The sequence below is a fragment of the Kurthia huakuii LAM0618 genome, assembly GCF_000505545.1.
Taxonomy (GTDB): domain Bacteria; phylum Bacillota; class Bacilli; order Bacillales_A; family Planococcaceae; genus Kurthia; species Kurthia huakuii.
Genome location: NZ_AYTB01000008.1, coordinates 489,464 through 512,391 on the forward strand (window position 1 = coordinate 489,464; position 22,928 = coordinate 512,391).

Annotated in this window: 22 protein-coding genes; 5 read left to right on the plus strand and 17 right to left on the minus strand. The window is 39.3% G+C overall.

Annotated features, from left to right (window positions below; translation table 11 throughout):
• Positions 1–25: 25 nt before the first annotated feature.
• The 3 genes from V514_RS0106830 to V514_RS0106840 form a co-directional block, all read right to left on the minus strand.
• Positions 26–634, minus strand: coding sequence for a superoxide dismutase (locus V514_RS0106830; RefSeq protein ID WP_029499176.1), 609 nt, complete (start codon positions 632–634; stop codon positions 26–28).
• A gap of 139 nt (positions 635–773) precedes the next feature.
• On the minus strand, positions 774–1,253 hold the full coding sequence (locus V514_RS0106835) for a DUF456 domain-containing protein (protein WP_029499177.1): 480 nt from the start codon (positions 1,251–1,253) through the stop codon (positions 774–776).
• A gap of 13 nt (positions 1,254–1,266) precedes the next feature.
• A complete protein-coding gene (locus V514_RS0106840; protein WP_029499178.1) occupies positions 1,267–2,883 on the minus strand; it encodes a Na/Pi cotransporter family protein in 1,617 nt (538 codons plus the stop codon).
• Between the two features lie 327 nt (positions 2,884–3,210).
• Here V514_RS0106840 and ispG point away from each other — a divergent pair, with 327 nt between their 5' ends.
• Both ispG and V514_RS0106850 read left to right on the plus strand, forming a co-directional pair.
• Positions 3,211–4,323, plus strand: a complete 1,113-nt coding sequence (gene ispG / locus V514_RS0106845; protein ID WP_029499179.1) for a flavodoxin-dependent (E)-4-hydroxy-3-methylbut-2-enyl-diphosphate synthase — start codon at positions 3,211–3,213, stop codon at positions 4,321–4,323.
• Between the two features lie 18 nt (positions 4,324–4,341).
• Entirely contained in the window at positions 4,342–4,914 is a 573-nt protein-coding gene (locus tag V514_RS0106850) for a 5' nucleotidase, NT5C type (protein WP_029499180.1), read from the plus strand.
• A gap of 41 nt (positions 4,915–4,955) precedes the next feature.
• On the opposite strand, the gene V514_RS19675 is transcribed toward V514_RS0106850, so the two are convergent.
• The 6 genes from V514_RS19675 to V514_RS0106880 form a co-directional block, all read right to left on the minus strand.
• Entirely contained in the window at positions 4,956–6,104 is a 1,149-nt protein-coding gene (locus tag V514_RS19675) for a transglutaminase domain-containing protein (protein WP_029499181.1), read from the minus strand.
• 283 nt (positions 6,105–6,387) lie between these two features.
• A complete protein-coding gene (locus V514_RS0106860) occupies positions 6,388–6,804 on the minus strand; it encodes a Fur family transcriptional regulator (protein WP_029499183.1) in 417 nt (138 codons plus the stop codon).
• 15 nt (positions 6,805–6,819) lie between these two features.
• Positions 6,820–7,662 carry a metal ABC transporter permease gene (locus tag V514_RS0106865; protein WP_029499185.1) on the minus strand — a complete coding sequence of 281 codons (843 nt, stop codon included), beginning with the start codon at positions 7,660–7,662 and terminating at the stop codon, positions 6,820–6,822.
• Entirely contained in the window at positions 7,659–8,408 is a 750-nt protein-coding gene (locus tag V514_RS0106870) for a metal ABC transporter ATP-binding protein (protein WP_029499186.1), read from the minus strand. Before V514_RS0106870 ends, V514_RS0106865 begins: the two co-directional genes overlap by 4 nt.
• 145 nt (positions 8,409–8,553) lie before the next feature.
• A complete protein-coding gene (locus V514_RS0106875) occupies positions 8,554–9,441 on the minus strand; it encodes a deoxyribonuclease IV (protein WP_029499188.1) in 888 nt (295 codons plus the stop codon).
• A gap of 105 nt (positions 9,442–9,546) precedes the next feature.
• Entirely contained in the window at positions 9,547–10,851 is a 1,305-nt protein-coding gene (locus tag V514_RS0106880; RefSeq protein WP_029499189.1) for a DEAD/DEAH box helicase, read from the minus strand.
• A 206-nt stretch (positions 10,852–11,057) separates the two neighbouring features.
• On the opposite strand from V514_RS0106880, the gene V514_RS0106885 reads away from it, so the two are divergent.
• Entirely contained in the window at positions 11,058–12,026 is a 969-nt protein-coding gene (locus V514_RS0106885) for a 4-hydroxy-3-methylbut-2-enyl diphosphate reductase (RefSeq protein ID WP_029499190.1), read from the plus strand.
• Positions 12,027–12,177: 151 nt separating this feature from the next.
• Here V514_RS0106885 and V514_RS0106890 read toward each other — a convergent pair whose 3' ends face one another.
• The 7 genes from V514_RS0106890 to V514_RS0106920 all read right to left on the minus strand — a co-directional run bounded on the left by V514_RS0106890 (position 12,178) and on the right by V514_RS0106920 (position 19,439).
• Complete coding sequence (locus V514_RS0106890) at positions 12,178–13,299, minus strand: Nif3-like dinuclear metal center hexameric protein (RefSeq protein ID WP_029499191.1); 1,122 nt, start codon at positions 13,297–13,299, stop codon at positions 12,178–12,180.
• The gene (locus tag V514_RS0106895; RefSeq protein WP_029499192.1) at positions 13,299–13,994 is read right to left on the minus strand and encodes a tRNA (adenine(22)-N(1))-methyltransferase; all 696 of its coding nucleotides are present in this window, start codon (positions 13,992–13,994) and stop codon (positions 13,299–13,301) included. Before V514_RS0106895 ends, V514_RS0106890 begins: the two co-directional genes overlap by 1 nt.
• 109 nt (positions 13,995–14,103) lie before the next feature.
• Positions 14,104–14,649, minus strand: coding sequence for a hypothetical protein (locus tag V514_RS0106900; RefSeq protein ID WP_029499193.1), 546 nt, complete (start codon positions 14,647–14,649; stop codon positions 14,104–14,106).
• A gap of 150 nt (positions 14,650–14,799) precedes the next feature.
• Positions 14,800–15,927, minus strand: a complete 1,128-nt coding sequence (rpoD, locus tag V514_RS0106905; RefSeq protein WP_029499194.1) for an RNA polymerase sigma factor RpoD — start codon at positions 15,925–15,927, stop codon at positions 14,800–14,802.
• 30 nt (positions 15,928–15,957) lie between these two features.
• Positions 15,958–17,775, minus strand: a complete 1,818-nt coding sequence (dnaG, locus tag V514_RS0106910; protein ID WP_029499195.1) for a DNA primase — start codon at positions 17,773–17,775, stop codon at positions 15,958–15,960.
• 204 nt (positions 17,776–17,979) lie between these two features.
• Complete coding sequence (locus V514_RS0106915; RefSeq protein ID WP_029499196.1) at positions 17,980–18,786, minus strand: pyruvate, water dikinase regulatory protein; 807 nt, start codon at positions 18,784–18,786, stop codon at positions 17,980–17,982.
• Between the two features lie 14 nt (positions 18,787–18,800).
• Entirely contained in the window at positions 18,801–19,439 is a 639-nt protein-coding gene (locus V514_RS0106920; RefSeq protein ID WP_029499197.1) for a helix-turn-helix transcriptional regulator, read from the minus strand.
• Positions 19,440–19,772: 333 nt separating this feature from the next.
• On the opposite strand from V514_RS0106920, the gene V514_RS0106925 reads away from it, so the two are divergent.
• Positions 19,773–21,161, plus strand: a complete 1,389-nt coding sequence (locus tag V514_RS0106925) for a glycine--tRNA ligase (protein WP_029499199.1) — start codon at positions 19,773–19,775, stop codon at positions 21,159–21,161.
• 350 nt (positions 21,162–21,511) lie between these two features.
• Entirely contained in the window at positions 21,512–22,327 is an 816-nt protein-coding gene (locus V514_RS0106930; RefSeq protein ID WP_029499200.1) for an MBL fold metallo-hydrolase, read from the plus strand.
• Positions 22,328–22,365: 38 nt separating this feature from the next.
• Here V514_RS0106930 and V514_RS0106935 read toward each other — a convergent pair whose 3' ends face one another.
• Positions 22,366–22,926 (minus strand): 5' nucleotidase, NT5C type, encoded by a 561-nt coding sequence (locus V514_RS0106935; RefSeq protein ID WP_029499201.1) that lies wholly within the window; start codon positions 22,924–22,926, stop codon positions 22,366–22,368.
• Between the last annotated feature and the right edge of the window lie 2 nt (positions 22,927–22,928).

A 22,928-nucleotide genomic window follows, 5' to 3' on the forward strand; every position in this document is an offset into this window, starting at 1 on the left:
CGTGCTTTGTTCCATTTTATATGGATTATTTTGCAGCAGCGTAAAGTTCTGCTACTTTATCCCAATCTACTACGTTCCAGAATGCAGCGATGTAGTTTGGACGTACGTTTTGGTAGTTTAAGTAGTAAGCGTGTTCCCAAACATCAAGACCTAAAACTGGTGTTTTACCTTCCATGATTGGAGAGTCTTGGTTTGGTGTAGAAGAAATTTCTAATTCGCCGTTAACAACTGATAACCAAGCCCAGCCTGAACCGAAGCGAGTTTTTGCAGCGTTAGCAAATTGTTCTTTGAAAGCGTCGAATGAACCGAATTTAGCGTCGATTGCAGCCGCTAATTCACCTTCTGGAGCGCCTTTACCGTTTGGAGTAAGTAAAGTCCAGAATAATGAGTGGTTAGCGTGACCGCCACCATTGTTGCGTACAGCGGTACGTACTGCTTCAGGAACTGCATCTAAGTTAGCAATGATTTCTTCAACAGATTTACCGTCGAATTCTGTTTTGCCTTCTAAAGCGCCGTTTAAGCCTTGTACATATGTGTTGTGGTGCTTGTCATGGTGGATTTCCATAGTACGAGCATCAATGTGTGGTTCTAGTGCGTCAAACGCGTAAGGTAATTGTGGTAATTCAAAAGCCATAATTCAAATTCCTCCTTGAGATAAGTAAATATTAATTTTTACATTCTTAGATTATCAAAAACTTCCCGGTTGTTCAAATAAAATTCACTGAAACTGTATATTTCAGCCTTTTGACTGAAATCCTAATAAATTTCAAGTATTAAACAGCTATGACAAAAATAACAATCATAACAACTTGGATAATCCCTTTTGTGACAACGGATGTTAGAAATCCAATGAGTGAGCCAAAGCCAATTTTACAGCTTGTCACAAAATTTTTGCGACTGACAATCCATTCAGCAATAACCGCGCCAACGAATGGGCCTATTAGTATACCTGCAAATGGAATCACAAATGGGCCAATTAACAAACCAATTGTACTTCCCCATACCCCTGCATTTGTGCCACCAAACTTTTTCACACCAATCCAATTCGAAATCGCATCTGCGCCAAAGATCAATACCGTCAATAAAATTTCAATAAGCCAGAACCACCACGGTAAATCGCCAAAGCTAAAAAATAAACCGTAGACAATAAAGCCTGCAAAAATACACACAACCGCTGGAATAATCGGATAAATTAAGCCGACAAACGCCGTAATAAATAATAAAATAATAATCGTCCACGCTAAAATCGTCATATAACTCCTCCTTCTATTTTACGATAGCCGCTTCTGCAATATTGACACAATGGTCGCCTATACGCTCTAAATTGCTCATCATCTCACTAAAGATAATACCCGCATGTGCCGAACATTCACCACGGTTTAAGCGATGAATATGTTTTTTTCGATTAGCGCGCTCCATTTCATCAATCTGTTCTTCTAATAGCATCACCGTTGATAACAGCGATAAATCTGACGTATCAAACATTAACACCGCTTGGTCAATCGCTTGCGCTGTCACATCAAACATACGATTCAGCTCATCCATCGCACCAACACTAAAAAAGCTACGCTGACGTGTTAAATCATCATATAGCTCGACAATATTTTCAACATGATCTCCTATACGTTCCAAATCGCGAATTACTTCTAATAATGTATGATGGCGCTCCGACTCTATTTTCGATAATTGATGTGTTGAAATCATAATTAAATAATTCGTAATCGTATGATCTGTACCATTTAACAACTCTTCAATTTTTAATGTTTTCATGCGCGAATTACTATCATTTGTATTAAGGTAGTCCACCATTGCACCATATCCTTGCTGGCATAATTTCGCCATATGGACTGTTTCTTCTTTCGCTTGTCCAATCGCCAACACCGGCGCAACCTCTACTAAATTGCGTTCTAAATGCGTTGGTGAATAATCCATTTCAGTCTGTTTACTCGGAATACACTTTTCCATACACCATACGAGTACGCCAATAAACGGTAATAAGACAATCGTCGTCATCATATTAAATGTCCCATGCGCAAACGCAATACTCATACGTGGACTTAAATCTGCGCCGAGCTGTAACCACGTAATATAACTAATAAATGGCGTCATAAACATACAAAACAGTACTGTCCCAAAAATATTGATGGCAACATGGGATAATGCGGCTCGTTTTGCGGCCGTTGCCATGCCAATTGACGCCAACAACACCGTCAACGTTGTACCAATATTTTCACCGTACAAAATGGGCATCGCCGCTTCGAGCGTAATGCCACCTTGTTCATACAAGCCTTGTAAAATCCCGACCGTTGCACTACTCGACTGTACGATAGCCGTTGTCACAACGCCGAGTAACAAGCCCGTAAATGGCATTTCACTCAACTGTTCACTCCACGATAAAAAACCATCTGCTTGAATAATCGGTTTAATCGCTGATGTCATCCAATTTAAGCCGATATACATACCACCTAAGCCAAATAAAAACTGCCCCATATTTTGAAGCCATTGACGCTTTGAAAAATACACGCATAATGCACCCGATGCTAAAATCGGGAATGCAAAATCCCCTATATTAAAGCCGAGTAAAAAAGCGGTTAGCGTCGTCCCGACATTAGCACCTAAAATAATCCCAATCGATTGGCGTAGCGTCATAAAACCAGCACTCACTAAGCCAATCGTAATAATGATTGTCGCCGTACTCGATTGCAGAAGAATTGCTAATCCTATACCGATTAACACACCCATAATCGGATTTGCCGTATAGCGATGTAATAATAAACGTAATTGTTCTCCTGCCCAGTTTTGCAAACCATGTCCCATATACTTCAAAGAAAATAAGAAAAATCCTAACCCACCGATAAATTGAAACGCGGTTTGCCAATCCATTTTTTGCCGTTCCTCCTATACATTGATGCCGCACTAATTTATGTACGTTATGTAAATCATTTGTAAAAATATCCTGACATCTCGTTAATCTTACGTTATCACAGCTATAACTGTAAAGATGGCGCAACTTTTCATGCAAACACATCGTTTACTGTAACGAAAAGACTTATACTATGAAAAGAACCATTCACACAACAATAAAACGCCACAAAAATGCTGTCTCAAACAATTTTTGTATAGGAAATGTTTCTTTGTTGTCATTTCATAAAAAACACTGCTAAAATAGTGAATAGTGAAGGCAAAAAGCCTATGAAGGAGAGAGTTTTCATGAATGAAATCACACACCGTTCTAAAACACGCCCCGTACGTGTTGGCGATTTAACTATCGGTGGTAATAACGAAGTCATCATTCAAAGTATGACAACAACAAAAACACATGATGTAGAGGCAACGGTAGCAGAAATTCTTCGCCTTGAAGAAGCTGGCTGTCAAATCGTACGTGTCGCTTGCCCAGATGAGCGCGCGGCAGATGCTTTAGCAGACATCAAAAAACGCATCCATATCCCATTAGTTGCAGATATTCACTTTGACTATAAACTTGCATTAAAAGCGATTGAAGCAGGCGTAGATAAAATTCGTATTAACCCTGGTAACATCGGCCGTAAAGAAAAAGTAGAAGCCGTTGTAAATGCCGCAAAAGCAAAAGGTGTGCCAATCCGTATTGGTGTTAACGCTGGTTCATTAGAGCGTAAAATCCTTGAAAAATATGGTTACCCTACTGCAGATGGTATGGTTGAGTCTGCACTACACCACATTAAAATTCTTGAAGACTTAGATTTCCACGATATTATCGTATCAATGAAAGCTTCTGACGTTAACCTAGCAATTGAAGCTTATGAAAAAGCAGCTAAAGCATTTGATTATCCGCTTCACTTAGGAATTACAGAGTCAGGTACACTGTTCTCTGGTACGATCAAATCAGCTGCTGGTTTAGGTGCGATCCTGTCAAAAGGTATTGGTAACACACTGCGTATTTCATTATCTGCTGACCCAGTAGAAGAAATTAAAGTAGCGCGTGAATTATTAAAAACATTTGGTCTTGCATCAAACATTCCAACGCTAATTTCTTGTCCTACATGTGGCCGTATTGAAATCGATTTAATTTCAATTGCCAACGAAGTAGAAGAATATTTACAAACAATTAAAGCGCCATTAAAAGTTTCTGTCCTCGGCTGTGCTGTAAATGGTCCTGGTGAAGCGCGTGAAGCAGACATCGGTATTGCCGGTGCTCGCGGTGAAGGTTTATTGTTCCGCCACGGTAAAACAGTGCGTAAAGTTCCCGAAGCAACAATGGTTGAGGAATTGAAAAAAGAAATCGATATTCTTGCAGAAGAATATTATGCCAAACAAGCAGCTGAGAAAGCACAAGCAACGAAGTAGTCGCGTAGGAGGCATTCGATGACGAAAAAATACAGCTTTGGTATTGATATTGATGGTACCGTAACAACGCAAGAATTTATGGTTCCGTATATTAATCACTATTTCAAAACGAATATAACATTAGATGATTTTACCGAATACAATTTATTAAATGTTTTACCAATCGATCCTGTCGAGTTTCAAAAATGGTTTTTAGCAACTGAACTTGAAATGTACACGAATCCACCGGTGCAAAAATTTGCGCAAGAAACATTACAAAAATGGTATCCACAAGCAGCACTAAACTATATTACCGCACGTCAAGATAATTCACTTGATGTGACTAATCATTGGTTCAACGAACAACAGCTACCAATCGACACTTTAAGTATCGTCGGCAACGCTAGTAAAGTAGTCGCTGCTAAAAATCATCAAGTTGAATTATTTTTTGAAGATAAATACGAAAATGCCATTCAATTACATGAAGAGTTAAACATTCCAATTATTTTATTCGATGCACCGTACAATCGCCTTGCATTGCCAAAAGACGTTATTCGCGTCCAAACGTGGCAAGATGCTGAGCGCTGGGTTGCAAAAGAATTCGGTATTTAATAAAAAAAGAGGGCGTGCGTAAATGCACGTCCTCTTTTTTATTATGATACTTTCATTTTATATTTCTTACCTGCATTCGAGTAATATAAATAGTTTTTATTAATATAGACATCCGTACTAAATTTCTTTTTTAACGTTTTTAACGAGGTCCCATTTGTTTTAATACTCGTTAAATACCCACTATTTGAATAATTACTAAAATATAGCTTGCCTTTATAATAGGCTAAATCTTGCACGCGCACTGCGGCTACGCGCTTATGCTTTTTCGTTTTCGTATTAAATGAATACAGTTGTTGATTTTTTTTATCGTTGGCATAATACATCATGGAACCATTCATCGCCACAGATGATGTGTCTTTTAAGAAATCATATTTTGTATCGGTCGCCTTTGGATAAAGCTCTGGATTTGCCGCTACATGATCTTTGTTTAATGCCTTATCGCTCAATAAAAAATAGTTATACGACACGCTATTAGCACGATTGGGCACAGGGTCATTCCACGTTACATCTAAGTTATACCACTTGCCATCTACTTTTACTTTATTCCAAGCATGGTCTTGTGCGTTCCCTTTTTCGTCATAAGCAACCCCAACGACATAACGAACCTCAAAATCGAGCTCTTTTAGTAACGTATACGCTGCTGTTGCGTAGCCTTGACATACCGCTACATGATTATTTAACAAACCGTATGCCGTATAGCGATCATCGGTTTGCCCACCATATGTTGTATTCAATACTAAATAGTCGTTTACCGCCTTCACGCGCTCAAATTGACTTTTATGTGTTTTTTTAATTATTTGCGCGCGCTTTTTTAATTCGGCGTCTGCTTTTTTCTTTTTATCTTTCGTTGTAAAATAATCAATATTTAATTTAAATTCAGCCGATACAGGTTTGCCACCAACTGATTTCAATGATGAGCTGGTTGAAACGCTTTGTAAAATGCCTAAAATTTCGTCATTGCCATTACCGACAGCCATTGAAATTGGTGTGATATTACGATAAATCGATTCTACATCTGCCCCAGTATATGTAATTTGCAATGAACTATCCGCATTTTCCATTGCTTGTTGAATAGCTTTTTCTAAATCTCGTTTATTATCGATTTCGATGGCCGAGGCGGTAGCGGCTAGCGGACCACACGCTAGCATACAAGCTGTCGTGAAACTAACTAGCCATGTCGATTTCTTCATAATTATCGTCTCCTTTAACGTTCAATACCCTTTTAGCAAACTAATTCTTTTGAATCATTCTTTATTTATATTATGTATCAAAAGAGTATTTAATGTCAATTTCATCATTTAGAACTTTAACCTTATTTCGATGACAATATAGCATATATTTTATCACTAAATTTTTCCATATAGAACCTTTTTACCCAATAAACTTCATATGATGCCTCTTCTTTTTAACTATTTTCTGTTCAAAAAAACAAGTAGCGTATCATGATACACTACTTGTTTGTCGTAAATATATTTAGCGCTGTTGGCATGCCGGACATTTGCCATAAATTTCAAATTTATGCCCTTCAATTTCATAGCCAGGTAATTGTTCCTGTAGAAAATCCATCGGACATAAATGGACTTCGCGAATACTACCGCACGCCATACAAATGAAATGATGGTGATGATGTTCCGTTTCACAATGCATACGAAAATGTTTTTCTCCGGACAACTCGGTCTCTTCTAAAATCCCTAATGATACGAATGTCGATAAGTTTCGGTAGATTGTATCATAGCTCATACCAGGGTAATCTTTTTTCATGACATCAAGTAAATCTCGTGCAGTTAAATATTTCTCACTACCTGCAAACATCTCCAAAATTTGTTCACGTTTATCTGTTTTCTTAAAGCCTTGTTCTTTTAATAATTCCCATGCTTTTGATACATTCATCGTCTACTACTCCTTTCAGACACTGCGCTTTGTTGCGATTTTTTTCACGAGCATTGCAATTAATAAAATCATAATCGATGTCACAACGATTGTGCCACCTGGTGCTAAATTTAAATAAAACGCCGTAATCAATCCGACTAGCACGGCCGTTTCACCAAATACAATGGCATAAACAATCGTTTGTTTAAAACTTTTCGCTAAACGAATCGCCGCAGCTACCGGTAACGTAATCAATGACGATACTAATAAAATACCGACGATGCGCATACTTGCGGCAATGACAAGCGCCGTAATAACCATAAATAACATATGGATTGCCTTTGTGCGCAACCCGCTCGCACGCGCGTATTCAGCATCAAATGATGACACAAATAACTCTTTATAAAATAAATAAATAAAAGCAATAACAACAACTGCGATAATAACGACAATCCATAAATCTTGACGGCTAACAGCAGAGACCGAACCAAATAAATAACTAAATAAATCGGTGCTAAAACCTTGTGCAAGTGAAATAAAAATCGCACTTAACCCAAGTCCTGCTGACATAATAATCGGAATCGCCAATTCTTCAAAATGCTTGTACACGCCGCGAAGTTTTTCAATGAATAACGAGCCGGCCACCGCTGACGCAATCCCTAAATACAGTGGGTTTAACGTTGCTAAGCCAACAAATGTTTGCGATAAATAAAGGCTGCCGGCAATCCCTGCTAATGTCACATGGCTGAGTGCATCAGCAATCAATGATAACCGTCTAACAACGATAAATACGCCGAGTAATGGTGCTAAAACACCAATAATCATGCCCGATAAAAAGGCATTTTGTAAAAAATCATATTGTAAGATTGCGGCGATCATGACATGTCCTCCTGTTCAACGGAATAACTATACCACACACTAATTTGTTCCTTCGTTAGCGCTTCATAGCCTTCTTTTGGGCCATAATAATGGATTTTCCCATTGAGACAGGCAATATTTGTGACAGCGCTCTCTACAACCGTCATATCATGTGTAACAAGTACAACAGTCATGCCTTCATTATTTAATTTCTCCATTAAGTCATAAAAGATGGCGACATTTTCTTGGTCAACACCAACTGTCGGCTCATCTAAAATTAACATTTTTGGTTTCGCAATAAGCGCGCGCGCAATGAAGACACGTTGCTGTTGCCCACCGGATAATTCGCCGATATTACGATGTAAATAAGGCAGCATATCGACAGCTTGCAATGCTTCTTCAATGAGCGTTTGTTGATTGTGCGCTTTGCGTTTAAATAACCCTAATTTTTTCGTTAAGCCGCTTGCAACAACTTCTTTTACCGTTGCCGGAAACCCGCCATTAAATGCATTTGCTTTTTGTGATACGTAGCCAATCCATTCACGTTTTTTAAATTTTGTCGCTTCTTCGCCAAATAAATGAATCGTTCCTGTCGTCGGTTTTAATAATCCTAAAATAATTTTTAAAAGCGTCGATTTGCCGGAGCCATTAGGGCCTAATAATGCCACGAAATCCCCTTCGTTAATACTAAGAGATAAGTGACTTAATACTTTCGTATAGTCATATTGAAATGATATATTTTGCAACTCAATCAGCGGTTGCTTTATCATACACTTCTCTTCTTTCTAATTCAGAATCGTTACGATTTACAAATATTTAGTATAGCGAAAAAGAATTCCCTTGTAAAGGGAAAGTACTTACTTTTATATACGCGCATTAAAAAAGGTTGGTTTGTGACCAACCTCCATTTTATTAACCGCGAAGCGCATCAATTTGCTCTGGCTTAAAAATACCCGTACGCAACATCTCGATTTCATATAAGTACGGCGCTTTTGTATTCTTTTTATCTGGTCCTACCCACGGTGTTTCTAAAATTTTCGGCACCGCTTCAAACGCTTCATGATGAACGACACGGTGTAATGCATCAAAGCCAATATGACCAAAGCCGATATTTTCATGACGATCCTTATGTGCACCACGTTCATTTTTACTATCATTAATGTGTAACACTTTAATGTTTTTCAAACCGATATAATGTTCAAACTCCGCCAATACGCCGTCTAAATCATTGACAATATCATAACCCGCATCATGGGTATGGCACGTATCAAAACATACCGACAAGCGCTCATTATGATGGACGCCATCAAAGATTTGTGCTAGTTCCTCAAACGTACGTCCACATTCAGAGCCTTTCCCTGCCATTGTTTCAAGAGCGATTTGCACCGGTGAATCGACCGCTAATACGGTATTTAAGCCTTCGATAATTCTTTTAATGCCGACGTCAGCCCCCGCACCAACATGCGCACCTGGATGCAAGACGATTTGTGTAGCACCTAGCGCTTCTGTACGTTCAATTTCCTTTTGTAAAAACTCGACACCTAATTCAAAGACAGCAGGTTTTGTTGTATTCGCTAAATTAATAATATACGGTGCATGAACGACAAGTTCTTGAATGCCGTGTTCTTCCATATGCAATTGCCCTGAAATAATGTTTAGTTCTGCAATATCTTTACGGCGTGTATTTTGCGGTGCGCCAGTATAAACCATCATCGCAGTCGCATTGTATGTTGTGGCTTCTTCACTTGAACCTAATAACATTTTTTTACCACTCATTGAGACATGTGATCCAATTAGCATTTAAAAATCCTCCAATTCAACAAAAGAAACGCGCTTATAATGAGCGCGTTTCGTTTTTTCTATAAAAATTATACCAACATTCATACAGCTTTCACATGAATATGCTTATTTTGAACGTTGACGATTACGTTTACGACGTTCTTTTTTCTTGATTTTGTCCATTTCCCAGCGCATATTACGTTTGTACCCTGGTTTGACTTTTTTCGGTTTACGTACTTTTGATTTTGCAATACGATCGATTTCGTCTTCTTTACGTTCACGTTTTTCACGTGCATGACGTTCTTTCATATCAACAAGTTCACCGTTTTTAATATCTTTTGGTTTAAATTCGATACCGAATTTTTCAACCTCGACGATGCGGTGTTCTTCAGATGGTTCAAAGATTGTGATAGCTAAACCTTTATTACCTGCACGCGCTGTACGACCTACGCGGTGAACGAAAAACTCTAATTCTTGTGGTAGCTCATAGTTAATGACATGCGACACGCCTGGAATATCAATACCTCGTGCAGCAAGGTCTGTTGCAACGATATATTGGAATTCTAAGTCGCGTACTTGTTTCATCATTTTTTTACGTTCACGCGGCGTTAAATCTCCATGAATACGTCCTGGACGAATGCCATTATATGATAAGAAATTCGCTACATAATCGGCTTGTTTACGCGTATTCACGAAAATAATCGCTAAATATGGATTAATCGTTTTTGTAATTTCTAATAACTTTTCATTTTTTGATTTAGAACGCGTCGGAACTAAATAGAAATCTAAATTTTCTGCTACCGGGCGTTTGTCATTCATTTCGATATGCACTGGTGATTCCATGTATTTACGCAAGAACGGTTGTAAGCTTTCTGGTACCGTTGCAGAGAATACATACATCTCTAGTGTTTCAGGCATTTGGCTCGCAAATGTATCGATTTCTTCAATAAATCCTAAATCGAATGCTAAATCTGCTTCATCGACTACAAGAATATTCGCTGTGTGGACAAGCAACGCTTGCTCGTTCACTAAATCGCGAATACGTCCTGGTGTCCCTACGACGATTTGAGGTTGCGTTTTTAGTTTATCGATTGAGCGTTGTTTATCTGTACCACCAATAAATAACTTCGTATTGATATCCGAACCTTCAACAAGTTTGTTTAATTCGATATGAATTTGTGTTGCTAATTCACGTGTTGGTGCTGCAATAACAGCTTGCACTTCTTGTTTGTCTTCCACAATACGTTGCACGATTGGAATTAAGAAACTATGCGTTTTCCCCGTACCTGTATGTGCTTGGCCAATAGCGCTTTTTCCTTTTAAAATTAGCGGAATCATTTCTTTTTGAATCGGTGTTGGTTCCGTAAAACCTAAAGTTGCGATTGCTTCACGCAAAAATGGTTTAAATTGATAATCTGTGTACTTTGACATTTCGTCACTCCTTACTTCATTCCCTCATTGTAACATGCTTCCGTTCGAGAATCCATTTGACTATAATAACTTTTTGTACGTTTTTCGTCAATAATTTTTTCAACTAAGCAAAACTTTGTATAACGTAAAAACGTTCGTTATAATAGAACCGATGAACGTTTCTTTGTTTTATATAAGGAAACAACTCGAAAGGAGTTAATTAATTTATGAAAGTCACAAAAATTACACCGCGCGGATATTGCTATGGTGTTGTCGATGCGATGGTTATTGCACGCAATGCTGCATTAGATAAATCATTACCACGACCAATCTTTATTTTAGGGATGATCGTCCACAATAAACATGTCACAGACGCATTTGAACAAGATGGCATTATCACATTAGACGGTCCAAATCGCTTAGATATTTTAAATCAAGTGGACACAGGTACTGTTATTTTCACTGCCCACGGTGTATCACCAGAAGTTCGTGAATTAGCACGTAAAAAAGGTCTTGTCTCAATCGATGCTACTTGCCCAGACGTTACGGTTACACATACGTTAATTGAGGAAAAAACAGCAGAAGGCTACGATATTATTTACATCGGTAAAAAAGGCCATCCAGAACCAGAAGGCGCTATTGGTGTTGCACCAGATCACGTCCACCTTGTCCAAACGATCGCTGATATTGAAACGCTTAATTTAACAAATGATAAATTACTCGTGACAAACCAAACGACAATGAGTCAATGGGATGTTATGAGTTTAATGCAAACGTTAACATTAAAATACCCTACGATTGAAGTGCACGAAGAAATTTGCCTTGCCACACAAGTTCGTCAAGAAGCTGTTGCCAACCAAGCTGGCGCTACCGATTTATTAATCGTTGTAGGCGACCCACGCAGCAACAACTCAAACCGCTTAACACAAGTGTCAGAAGAAATCGCTGCCACACCATCGTATCGTATTGCAGACATTTCCGAATTAAAATTAGAATGGTTAGAAGGCGTTGAAAATGTGGCGGTAACAGCAGGTGCCTCTACACCAACACCAATCGTTAAAGAAGTCATTAAGTTTTTAGAACAATATGATGTTGAAAATCCTGAGACACACGTGATTGAACGCCATGTTACACTCGATAAAATTTTACCGAAAATTAAAACACCAAAACCGGTAGAACGTATTGAACCTTATTAATATTGCAAAAAAGAGGCTCGGACATACGTGTAACAACGCCCTCTCAGATGAGCATAAAAAAACCGGAATCGCGCTGTGGCGCGGTTCCGGTTTTTTGTTATGAACGCTAAAAAGGAACAGGAACTGTTTTGTAAAAGCCTCTTTTTTATGTTTAGATAAATTGGAACGGTTCTGTTGATAATGCAGATGGCACAAACTCGACTTGTAATTGTTTGTCGTTACATAATGCTGTCATTTTTGACACGACACCTTGCTTCATCACACTTTCAACATGATGACCCGGGTCCACGACATGCAAGCCAATTGCTTCGGCATCTTGCGCAACGTGGAAATAAATATCTCCGGTCACATAAACATCAGCCCCAGCACGTTTGGCAGCCTGTACATATTTATTACCATCGCCGCCAAGCACTGCTACTTTTTCAACAGTATCTTCTAAGCTACCAACAACGCGCACGGCTGGTACGTGTAGAGATGTTTTGACATGTTGTGCAAACGCTTCTAATGTCATCGGCTTTTCTAACGTACCAATACGTCCTAAACCCATCGTTTTCGCGGCCGTTTCTAATTTAACCAAATCAAATGCCACTTCTTCATATGGGTGTGAATTGTACATCGCACGTAACACTTTATTTTTTGCGTTCTCTGGCACGACCACTTCAACCTTCACTTCAGGCTCCGTGTGCATTTTTCCAACAGCGCCCGCAAACGGTTCAGCACCTTGTTGTGCACGGAATCGTCCTTCACCTACTGACGTAAAGCTACACGCCTCATAAAGACCTATTTCACCAGCGCCAGCACCGGCTAATGCTTGGCGTAATACTTCAGCATGTGTTTGCGGTACAAAAATTGCTAACTTGTATAGCGTTTCTTCATAGCTCGGCACAAGCACCTCACGTTGTTGAATCTGTAACGCATCGGCTAATAAATCATTGACGCCACCATCTGCGACATCTAAATTCGTATGTGCCGCGTAAACCGCCACGTCATGTTTAATCAACTTTTCAAATAATTGACCTTGTGGTGTATCCGTACGTAAATTAGCTAATTTACGGAAAATAGGTGGATGATGCGCGATGATTAGTTCACATCCTGCGGCAATCGCTTCATCGACTACAGCCGCATTAACATCTAGTGTCACGAGCACTTTTGTGACTGCTTTGTTTAACGTACCAACGGCCAATCCAATTGGGTCGCCATCCATGGCAGCAATTTTCTTTGGAGACCAACTTTCAAAAATTTGAATAATTTGTTGACCATTCGTTTGTTTCACTATGCAAGCACTCCTTCTACCGCTTCGATTTGTGTTAATAATTGTTGTTTTTTCGCTAAAATCGCAGCTGTTTGCTCCGCTTTTTCGATATTTTTTAATACGGTATGCCACTGTGCAATTTCATGTGTCCATTTTTCAACAAATACATCATTGCGCTCGGCCATCAATTTTTCACCTAATAATAATTCAAGTTCCGACAACGGTTTTTGGCCGCGTTCTAGCACGAGAATTTCATAGATTTTACCGTCTTCTTTAATAATCGCTTCATCAACAATCATAAAATCATGATCAATCGCCCATTCACGAATGGCGATAGCATGAATATTCGGCTGTAAAATGAGGCGCTCTACACCGTCAAGTCCTTGTGGATAATGATTTAAAATAGAGGCAATTAATGGTCCCCCCATCCCAGCAATCGTAATCGCTGTCACGCCATCTTCTGCGTGAATCGCTTCTAATCCATTTGCTAGGCGCACCGTAATTTGTTGTTGCAATTGTTCGCGTTGCACTTCATGGCAAGCAGAGTCATACGGTCCTTTCACAACTTCTCCGGCAATCGCTGTTGTTACAACACCTTGATTTACTAAATAACAAGGTAAATAGGCATGGTCTGAACCAATATCGGCAACAACGGCATTTTGTGGTACAAAAGCGGCCACTGTTGCTAAACGTTTTGATAATTTTTGGGCATTCATAAAAAGCTGTGCCCTCCCTTCGATACCATTGTATCGAATTTCAAGTTTTTTTCATAGAGAAATAGCCGCAAAAAATAAGACAAACCTCGTTAAGAGATTTGCCGTATTTTTATAAAAAGAAACCAAATAAAATAATAACTGCTAAGCCTAAATATCCTGAAATTGTAAAATAAATTAATGTCATTTTTGTACCTAACAATAACCACGTCACACAGTTCGCTACGAGCACGCTATACATCACCCATATATTTCCTGGCGCAAACATACTAGCAATGCGCACACTTAGCGCAAAGAGCAATAATGCTGCTACCGCAAAAGCAAGTGTTTGCATTACTTTCGTCGTTGCCCCTTTAAATGTCATATAAATAATTACAGCGATTGCTAGCACACTCATCGCAATTGGAATCGCGATATATTGTGCGCTAAATATATACATCATCGCAATAATCATCATCGCTAACAATGCCGCCACACCATAAAGTATCCATGCTTTTGATAAAGGCAGCCGTTTTGCCGACTCGTCCTGTTGGTCACTATCATCGTCGCCACCTGTATACAGCGTTGTTAAAAAGTCGCAGTAATGCTCTGGCAGTAATTTATTCGTTTTCCAAAAGGCAATTTCTTTTAAAATCGTTTCTTTTTTCTCCTCTTGCACCGTCATCCCTCCACTAGTATATCCTTTCATTGTACAAGAAATGAAAAATAAAAGGTATATTGCTTCACTTCTATTATCGGTACAAGTCCTTTTGTCCTTTAATTTTTATTAAAAAAAGAGACTGCATACACGATGCAATCTCTTCATTTACTATTCTAAGAAATCTTTTAAGCGTTTGCTACGAGATGGATGACGCAACTTGCGAAGTGCTTTTGCTTCGATTTGACGAATACGTTCACGCGTAACGCCAAATACTTTCCCTACTTCTTCAAGCGTACGCGTACGGCCATCATCTAGACCAAAACGTAAGCGTAATACGTTTTCTTCACGGTCTGTTAACGTATCTAACACATCTTCTAATTGTTCTTTTAATAGCTCATACGCTGCATGATCTGCTGGCGATTGTGCTTCTGAATCTTCAATGAAATCACCTAAATGTGAATCATCTTCTTCACCAATTGGTGTTTCAAGCGATACAGGTTCTTGTGCAATTTTTAAGATTTCGCGCACTTTTTCTGGTGTTAAATCCATTTCTTCACCGATTTCTTCCGGTGTTGGTTCGCGACCTAAATCTTGTAGTAATTGACGTTGAACACGAATCAATTTGTTGATTGTTTCAACCATATGCACTGGAATACGAATCGTACGTGCTTGGTCAGCAATCGCACGTGTAATCGCTTGGCGAATCCACCACGTTGCATATGTCGAGAATTTGAATCCTTTGCGATAATCGAACTTCTCAACTGCTTTAATTAAACCCATGTTTCCTTCTTGAATTAAATCAAGGAATAACATGCCGCGCCCAACATAGCGTTTGGCAATACTTACTACTAAACGTAAGTTTGCTTCTGCTAAACGTTTACGCGCTTCTTCATCACCTTGTTCAATACGCTCTGCAAGCGCAATTTCTTCCGCTGCTGAAAGCAAGTCCACTCGCCCGATTTCTTTTAAATACATACGAACGGGGTCATTGATTTTTACACCTGGTGGCACACTTAAATCGTTTAAGTCAAACGTTTCTTCCGCTTCTTTTAGAAGTGGTTCTAAATCGGAATCTTTATCACCGTTTAATTCGATATTATTTGCTTCTAATTTGTCGATAAATTCTTCGACTTGATCGGCTTCTAACTCATAAGTTTGTAGCTTATCTGCGATTTCCGCGTAAGTTAATTCACCTTTCTTTTTACCTGCTTCAAGCAAGCTCTTTTTCATTTCTTCTAAAGTATGCTCTTGTTCTGCTTTTTTATTCGCTGCTGTACGTTTAGACTTTTCTGCCATTAGGTGTATTCCTCCTTCTAACATCTTTAGCTACATGCTTGCTAAAGATTTCGTTAACTCGATTACCTCTTTTGAAAGTGAAAGAGCACGGTTAAAATCATGCATTTTTTCAGCTTCTTTAAGCTGTTGTTTTTTTTGTGCAACTTGTTGCTGTATTTTGTATTTTTCTACTTGTCGCAAGCAATCGTCCCACTCTTCTTCTAAATGGTCCAAATCGCGTTCTACAAGTGCTGCCTCCATCACTAGCTTGCGTAATTCTGAATCGGTCAGCATTTCCGCAAAGCGTTGAAAATCTGCTTTGTCATGATGGGCATAAAAGCTGAGTAAGTGAATATAAATTGCGACATATTCATCTCGAACAAAAGGTGGCTCTACGCCGTCTAGCTGCAGTCGATCAACGATATCAATATCGTTTAACATACGCGCTAAAATGAGGCGCTCCGCACGATCAATAGCCATCAATTTTCGCATAGGCATCGCCTTTTGCTCAACATGGACAGTACGTCTTTCAGGTTCAGTACGTCGCTGTGCTTCTTTATGACGTAATTGCGTTGTCAATGTTTCCTGTGTAATACCTGTTTCTTGTTGCAATTGTTTCAGGTGTAATTCTCGCTTTACAGCGGATGAATCAAGCGCTACATAATGCAGTGCCTCCTCTACATATTGCTCTACGTCGGTAGCATACTGGAAATTCTTACCGCGCTTTGAATAACTCATCATAAAACTTGTGAAATCGAGTGGTTCTCCGATAATTTTCTCTCGGAAAGTTTCCGTACCATATTGCTTTATATAATCATCTGGATCTAAGCCGTTTGGGAGCACTGCTATTTCAACAGATAGTTTCTCTGCGTATAATAGGTCCGCAGCACGTTTGGCAGCCTCCCAGCCCGCATTATCTCCATCATAACAAACAATGATATCATTCGATAATCGTTTAAGCTTCTGTACATGATCTAGTGTTAAAGCCGTCCCCATCGACGCCACACCATTATGAACATTCGCTGTCTTTGCACTTAATACATCCATAAATCCTTCAAAAAGTACCACTTTGCGTTCCTTCCGAATAATCGGACGCGCCTGGTCAAGATTGTAGAGTACTCTCCCTTTATGAAAAATAGGCGACTCTGGGCTATTCATGTATTTTGCTTGATCACCATCACTCTCGATGACACGTCCTGAGAAGCCGATGACCGTTCCCGTTTCATTACGAATCGGAAACATAACACGGCGGCGGAAACGATCAAAATAGCCAGAGCCATCTTCTTTTGGAATCACAAGTCCTGCTTGAGACATCTCTACTAAATCATAGCCCTTGCGAGTTAATAACGTCGTTAATGCATCCCAACTAGGCAACGCAAAACCAATACCATACGCTTCGATCATCTCGCGGGTAAATCCACGATTTTCTAAATATTGAAGCCCTTCCTCACCATCTTCTGTATTCAATAATAAATGTTGAAAGTATCGTAAACAAAACTGATGCGCCTCAATCATACGCTGTTGTTCAGGTGATACTTCTGTCTTATGCACATGCTGGTGCTCATGCTCGGCAATATCGACTTCAATCCCCACTCGCTCGCCTAAACGAGCAACGGCATCTTGAAATGAAATATTATCGATATCCATTAAAAAGGTAATCGCATTTCCACCGGCACCACAACCGAAGCAATGAAAAATTTGCTTGTCGATAGATACAGAAAAAGATGGCGTCTGTTCCCCATGAAATGGGCATAGACCAAAGTAATTTCGACCACGTTTCGTCAGTTGCATATACTCGCCGATAACATCGACAATGTCTGTTTGCGAACGAATTTGCTCGATTGTTTCTTCCGGAATTCGTTGTGCCATTTCATCACCATCTTTGCTTCTAACTCTTTAATTCGAGATATTAACGCAAAAGTCCTTCTTTCTCGAATAAAAAATTCTTTTTCTTTTAAAAACACTTAATTTCTTTTTACCACAATTCTTCATTATAAAACATATTGCTCATTTATTCTATCTATTTTCTATAGAGAAAACAAAAAAACTCCCCTATTTAAAGGGGGGCCTCCGTTACTCTTTTAGGCGACGTAAAATATCATTAGCCGTTTCTTCAACCGCTTTATTCGTCACATCGATGACTTGGCAATCAATGCGGTCAACAATGCGGTAAAAATGATTGATTTCTTCATCAATACGTTCCACTTTAGCATAGCTCGCACTATCATTTAAACCTAATGCAATCAAGCGCTCTTTTCGAATGTTATTCAGCTTTTCTGGTGAAATAACGAGGCCGAAACATTTTTCTTTTGGTACAAGGAATAATTCTTCCGGCGGCTCTACTTCGGGAACTAATGGAACGTTTGCTACTTTTAAGCGCTTATGCGCAAGAAATTGCGACAATGGCGTTTTCGACGTACGCGATACACCAATCAAGACAATATCCGCTTTTAATAAACCGCGTGGGTCGCGTCCATCATCATATTTAACGGCAAATTCAATCGCTTCAATTTTTTTAAAGTAATCATCATCTAGCTTTCGAACTAAGCCGGGTTCTTCGATTGGCTCGACTTGTAATGCTTCTGTAAACATTTCCATCGTTGGGCCCATTAAATCGATACTCGGAATATTTTTTCGTACACATAATGCTTTCGTAAATTCACGCATTTCTTCTTTTACAAGCGTATAGACAACCATCGCTTGTTGCGCAAGCGCTAGTTGCATAATTTCATTAATTTGTTCACGATTTTCAATATGTGGAAATCGTCGTACTGCTACATCTTGCATACCCGGACGAAACTGACTAATCGCTGCTTTTGCTACAAGCTCACCTGTTTCACCAACAGAATCCGAAACGATAAAAATCAAAATTTTTTCCATATAATGCGCTCACCTCACAAATCATGGTTTTCGGCGAGCGATAAAAATGCTCGCGTAATATTCGTTTTCGTTAAACGTCCAATGACTTCGAGACCATCTGTATGTTCAATCACAACTGGCAATGCATCAATTTGTCGTTCAATTAATTTATTTGCTGCCTGAATCAAGCCATCCGTTTTAAAGCAATAAGCAATGTTCGGCATTCTCGTCATAATGATATGTACGGGAATATGATTTAAATCTTGGCTACCAATTGCTGTACGCAATAAGTCTTTACGAGATAAGACGCCTGTTAAATATGAATTTTTATCTACGACGAACAATGTTCCAACATCTTCAAGGAACATTTGACAAATGGCATCATATACAGAAATGTTCTCATTAACCACTACAGGAATAGATTGAAAATCCTTCACTTTCATATTGGTCATACTTTCTGCTACCGCTTGTCCTGTTTGTTTACCAGAATAAAAATAGCCTACACGCGGACGCGCATCTAAAAATCCAGCCATCGTCAAAATAGCTAGATCTGGTCGCAATGTAGCCCTTGTTAAAGAGAGACGTTCCGCGATTTGTTCGCCGGTAATGGGTCCATTCCCCTTAACAATTTCGACTATTTCTTCTTGACGTTTGTTGAGTTCGATCACGCTCACCGCCCCAAATGTTATATACTTTATTCTTAATAAGTATATACTATTTCATTCCATATTGCGAAGAAAACTATTGCATGGTACAATGTTGCCAAACGATATAAGGCGATGATTGAGCAATAAGTAGTTTGCAATGTGAGCGAGTAGTGATGGTGAGAGACTACAACGCAAATAAAAAGGCACTCAGGAGCTAACAGTTAGAAAGTGGATAATTCTCGACATTGCGTAGTAAATTATCAATCGGGGTGGAACCGCGGGCGCATACACAGCACTCGTCCCCGGGCAAAAAGTTGCCCGGAGACGGGTGCTTTAATCTTTTTACTGGAGGTTTTTCAAATGGCAGAAAAAACAATGGAAAATGTAGTAAGTTTAGCAAAACACCGTGGCTTTGTATTCCCAGGCTCAGACATTTACGGTGGTCTAGCAAATACGTGGGATTACGGTCCACTAGGCGTTGAATTAAAAAACAACGTCAAAAAAGCTTGGTGGCAAAAATTCATCCAAGAATCTGAATACAATGTTGGTTTAGACGCAGCAATTTTAATGAACCCTAAAACGTGGGTAGCATCAGGTCACGTTGGTAACTTCAATGACCCAATGATCGACTGTAAATCATGTAAATCTCGCCACCGCGCAGATAAATTAATTGAAGATGCTTCATTAGAAAAAACAGGTGTCGAAATCGTTGTTGACGGTATGACATTCGATCAAATGAAAGAAAAAATGGAAGAATTAGATGTTCGTTGCCCAGACTGTGGCGCAAAAGACTTTACGGACATCCGCCAATTCAACTTAATGTTCAAAACATTCCAAGGTGTTACCGAAGACTCTACAAACGAAATTTTCCTACGTCCTGAAACAGCACAAGGTATTTTCGTAAACTTCAAAAATGTTCAACGTTCTATGCGTTTACGTACACCATTTGGTATTGGTCAAGTCGGTAAATCATTCCGTAACGAAATCACACCAGGTAACTTCACATTCCGTACACGTGAATTCGAGCAAATGGAACTTGAATTCTTCTGTAAACCAGGTACTGAATTAGAATGGCACGCATACTGGAAAGACTTCTGTAAAAACTGGTTATTAAACCTTGATATGAACGAAGATTCTATGCGTTTACGTGACCATGGTGAAGAAGAACTTTCTCACTACTCAAATGCAACAACAGATATCGAGTTCCGCTTCCCATTCGGTTGGGGCGAGCTTTGGGGCGTAGCTTCTCGTACAGACTTCGACTTAAAACGCCATATGGAACACTCTAGCGAAGATTTCACTTACATCGACCCTGTAACAAACGAACGCTATGTACCATATTGCATCGAGCCTTCTCTAGGCGCTGACCGTGTAACATTAGCATTCCTTTGTGACGCATATGATGAAGAAGAACTAGAAGGCGGCGACTCTCGTACAGTATTACGTTTCCACCCAGCGCTTGCACCATTTAAAGCTGCAGTTCTTCCATTATCTAAAAAATTATCAGAAGAAGCTCATGGCGTATGGGCTGAGCTTCGTAAAGCATTCCCTGTTGATTATGATGAATCTCAATCTATCGGTAAACGTTACCGTCGTCAAGATGAAATCGGTACACCATTCTGTATCACATATGACTTTGATTCAAAAGAAGATGGTCAAGTAACTGTTCGTCACCGCGATTCTATGGAACAACAACGTATGCCAATTTCAGAAGTGCAAGCTTACATCGAAAGCTTTTTACAATTTTAATTAGCTCGTAAATCAAGGAATGATGCTTTGGCGTCATTCCTTTTTTAATTCATTTCAGCAGGGAAATTCGACAAAAAAGCACCTTGTCGCTAATCTACTCCGAGAAATGAACACGTTTTTCATAAAAATGAGCCAATATGCCTGAAACGCTTGAATTTTAAGACGTAAGATTTTATGATATTTACGATGTAATTATAGCTTTGGACCATCTATGATTCCTCTGTCAAAGACTAACAACACTTAAATAAGAGGCTCTATTATCGTAATGATGATAGAGCCTCTTTATTTATGAATGGCTATTCACCACTCTGATTGCTATACTTAAAAAAATATCAAAAGGAGTGATTTTAATGCTTGAGATAGCGAAAAACTACATTTTATCAACACACGGTCCACTCGACATGGTCGAACATATCGTCAAAGTTCCCGGCATATCGCTGAATGTTTATAGCTTTTTACTCGATGGTGTCTTAATTGATACCGCTTCTCCAGGATTGCACACACAATTTTTTGATTTTATCGCACAAAAAAATGTTGAACATATTATTCATACACATCTACACGAAGACCATATCGGCAATACAGCTGATATGATAGAAAAATTCGGCATCGAAGCTCATATTCATCCACTCAGCGTCGCTAAAACAACGCTAGAAATGCGTTTACCAGCGTATCGACAAACCGTCTGGGGGCCGCCACCTAAACCTTTTATAAGTCAGCCGTTAAGCAATACGTTCACGTCAGCAAATGACCGATGGGCGATTATTCCAACACCAGGCCATACGCAAGACCACGTAGCATTATATAATCAACAACACGGCTATCTTTTTACGGGTGATTTATTTGTCACACCAAAGCCTAAAATCGTCTTAATTGATGAAAATATTTTAGATACGATGGCATCGCTTGAAAAAGTGTTAACGTATGATTTTGACACGATGATTTGTCATCACGCTGGCGTTATTGAAAATGGTCGCGAATTAGTTCAAATGAAACTAGATTATTTACAGGAAATACAACAACGCGTACACAAACTTGCGCGCGAAGGCAACGATGTTTTTGAAGTTACACAACAGCTATTCCCTAAACATTATCCAATCGTTGAACAGTCGCATACCGAATGGTCGGCCATGCATATGGTCCGCGTTTTTATGAATCAACGCTAACAAAAAGGACTCCGTGCACATTCGGAGTCCTTTTACCATTAATGAATAATTTTCAAAAAATCTTGCCAATCCGTAAATCGCGCCCAATTTCCTTGTCGATTATAGGGCTGATCTCGAATAATCGGCATCGTCTTTACAGCGGCTAATGTTTCGAGGACGGTCGGTTTATCATCGACATACACATCGAGCTCAAGTTGCTGAATCGTAGCGATTTTTTCAGCGTCTTTCATACCACAAAAGAAATGCCCTTTCACAATCGGGTAGCCTTGCGCTATCATCCATTGCTGCGTCCGAGCACAATATTCTTTTGGACGTGCCGTTATATAATAAACGGCATGTCCTTCGGCTACAAGCTGCTGTAAAATTTGTTGCGCATGTGGAAAGCTTGCGCAATTTGTAAAATAAATTTCTTCTAAATGTGCCTTCCACGCCTCGGAACCTTGTTCGTCTGTTAACCCAAACGGCTCATGAATTTCCACACGTTGAATCGTTTCAAAAACAGCGGCACTTAACTGTTGTTGAAACGTTTTATTATATAATGAAAAAGCATGGCGTCGTAAATCGATTAATGTATCGTCAATATCAAAACCAAATCTCATAA

What these genes read in the sequence shown, in the direction of transcription:
- V514_RS0106830 (WP_029499176.1), bottom strand. Translation starts at nt 634, where the DNA reads ATGGCTTTTGAATTACCACAATTACCTTACGCGTTTGACGCACTAGAA.
- V514_RS0106935 (WP_029499201.1), bottom strand. Translation starts at nt 22,926, where the DNA reads ATGAGATTTGGTTTTGATATTGACGATACATTAATCGATTTACGACGC.
- V514_RS0106925 (WP_029499199.1), top strand. Translation starts at nt 19,773, where the DNA reads ATGGCAGAAAAAACAATGGAAAATGTAGTAAGTTTAGCAAAACACCGT.
- rpoD (WP_029499194.1), bottom strand. Translation starts at nt 15,927, where the DNA reads ATGGCAGAAAAGTCTAAACGTACAGCAGCGAATAAAAAAGCAGAACAA.
- V514_RS0106930 (WP_029499200.1), top strand. Translation starts at nt 21,512, where the DNA reads ATGCTTGAGATAGCGAAAAACTACATTTTATCAACACACGGTCCACTC.
- V514_RS0106860 (WP_029499183.1), bottom strand. Translation starts at nt 6,804, where the DNA reads ATGAATGTATCAAAAGCATGGGAATTATTAAAAGAACAAGGCTTTAAG.
- V514_RS0106850 (WP_029499180.1), top strand. Translation starts at nt 4,342, where the DNA reads ATGACGAAAAAATACAGCTTTGGTATTGATATTGATGGTACCGTAACA.
- V514_RS0106895 (WP_029499192.1), bottom strand. Translation starts at nt 13,994, where the DNA reads ATGAATGCCCAAAAATTATCAAAACGTTTAGCAACAGTGGCCGCTTTT.
- V514_RS0106865 (WP_029499185.1), bottom strand. Translation starts at nt 7,662, where the DNA reads ATGATCGCCGCAATCTTACAATATGATTTTTTACAAAATGCCTTTTTA.
- V514_RS0106840 (WP_029499178.1), bottom strand. Translation starts at nt 2,883, where the DNA reads ATGGATTGGCAAACCGCGTTTCAATTTATCGGTGGGTTAGGATTTTTC.
- dnaG (WP_029499195.1), bottom strand. Translation starts at nt 17,775, where the DNA reads ATGGCACAACGAATTCCGGAAGAAACAATCGAGCAAATTCGTTCGCAA.
- V514_RS0106835 (WP_029499177.1), bottom strand. Translation starts at nt 1,253, where the DNA reads ATGACGATTTTAGCGTGGACGATTATTATTTTATTATTTATTACGGCG.
- V514_RS0106875 (WP_029499188.1), bottom strand. Translation starts at nt 9,441, where the DNA reads ATGCTAATTGGATCACATGTCTCAATGAGTGGTAAAAAAATGTTATTA.
- V514_RS0106880 (WP_029499189.1), bottom strand. Translation starts at nt 10,851, where the DNA reads ATGTCAAAGTACACAGATTATCAATTTAAACCATTTTTGCGTGAAGCA.
- V514_RS0106915 (WP_029499196.1), bottom strand. Translation starts at nt 18,786, where the DNA reads ATGGAAAAAATTTTGATTTTTATCGTTTCGGATTCTGTTGGTGAAACA.
- V514_RS0106885 (WP_029499190.1), top strand. Translation starts at nt 11,058, where the DNA reads ATGAAAGTCACAAAAATTACACCGCGCGGATATTGCTATGGTGTTGTC.
- V514_RS19675 (WP_029499181.1), bottom strand. Translation starts at nt 6,104, where the DNA reads ATGAAGAAATCGACATGGCTAGTTAGTTTCACGACAGCTTGTATGCTA.
- ispG (WP_029499179.1), top strand. Translation starts at nt 3,211, where the DNA reads ATGAATGAAATCACACACCGTTCTAAAACACGCCCCGTACGTGTTGGC.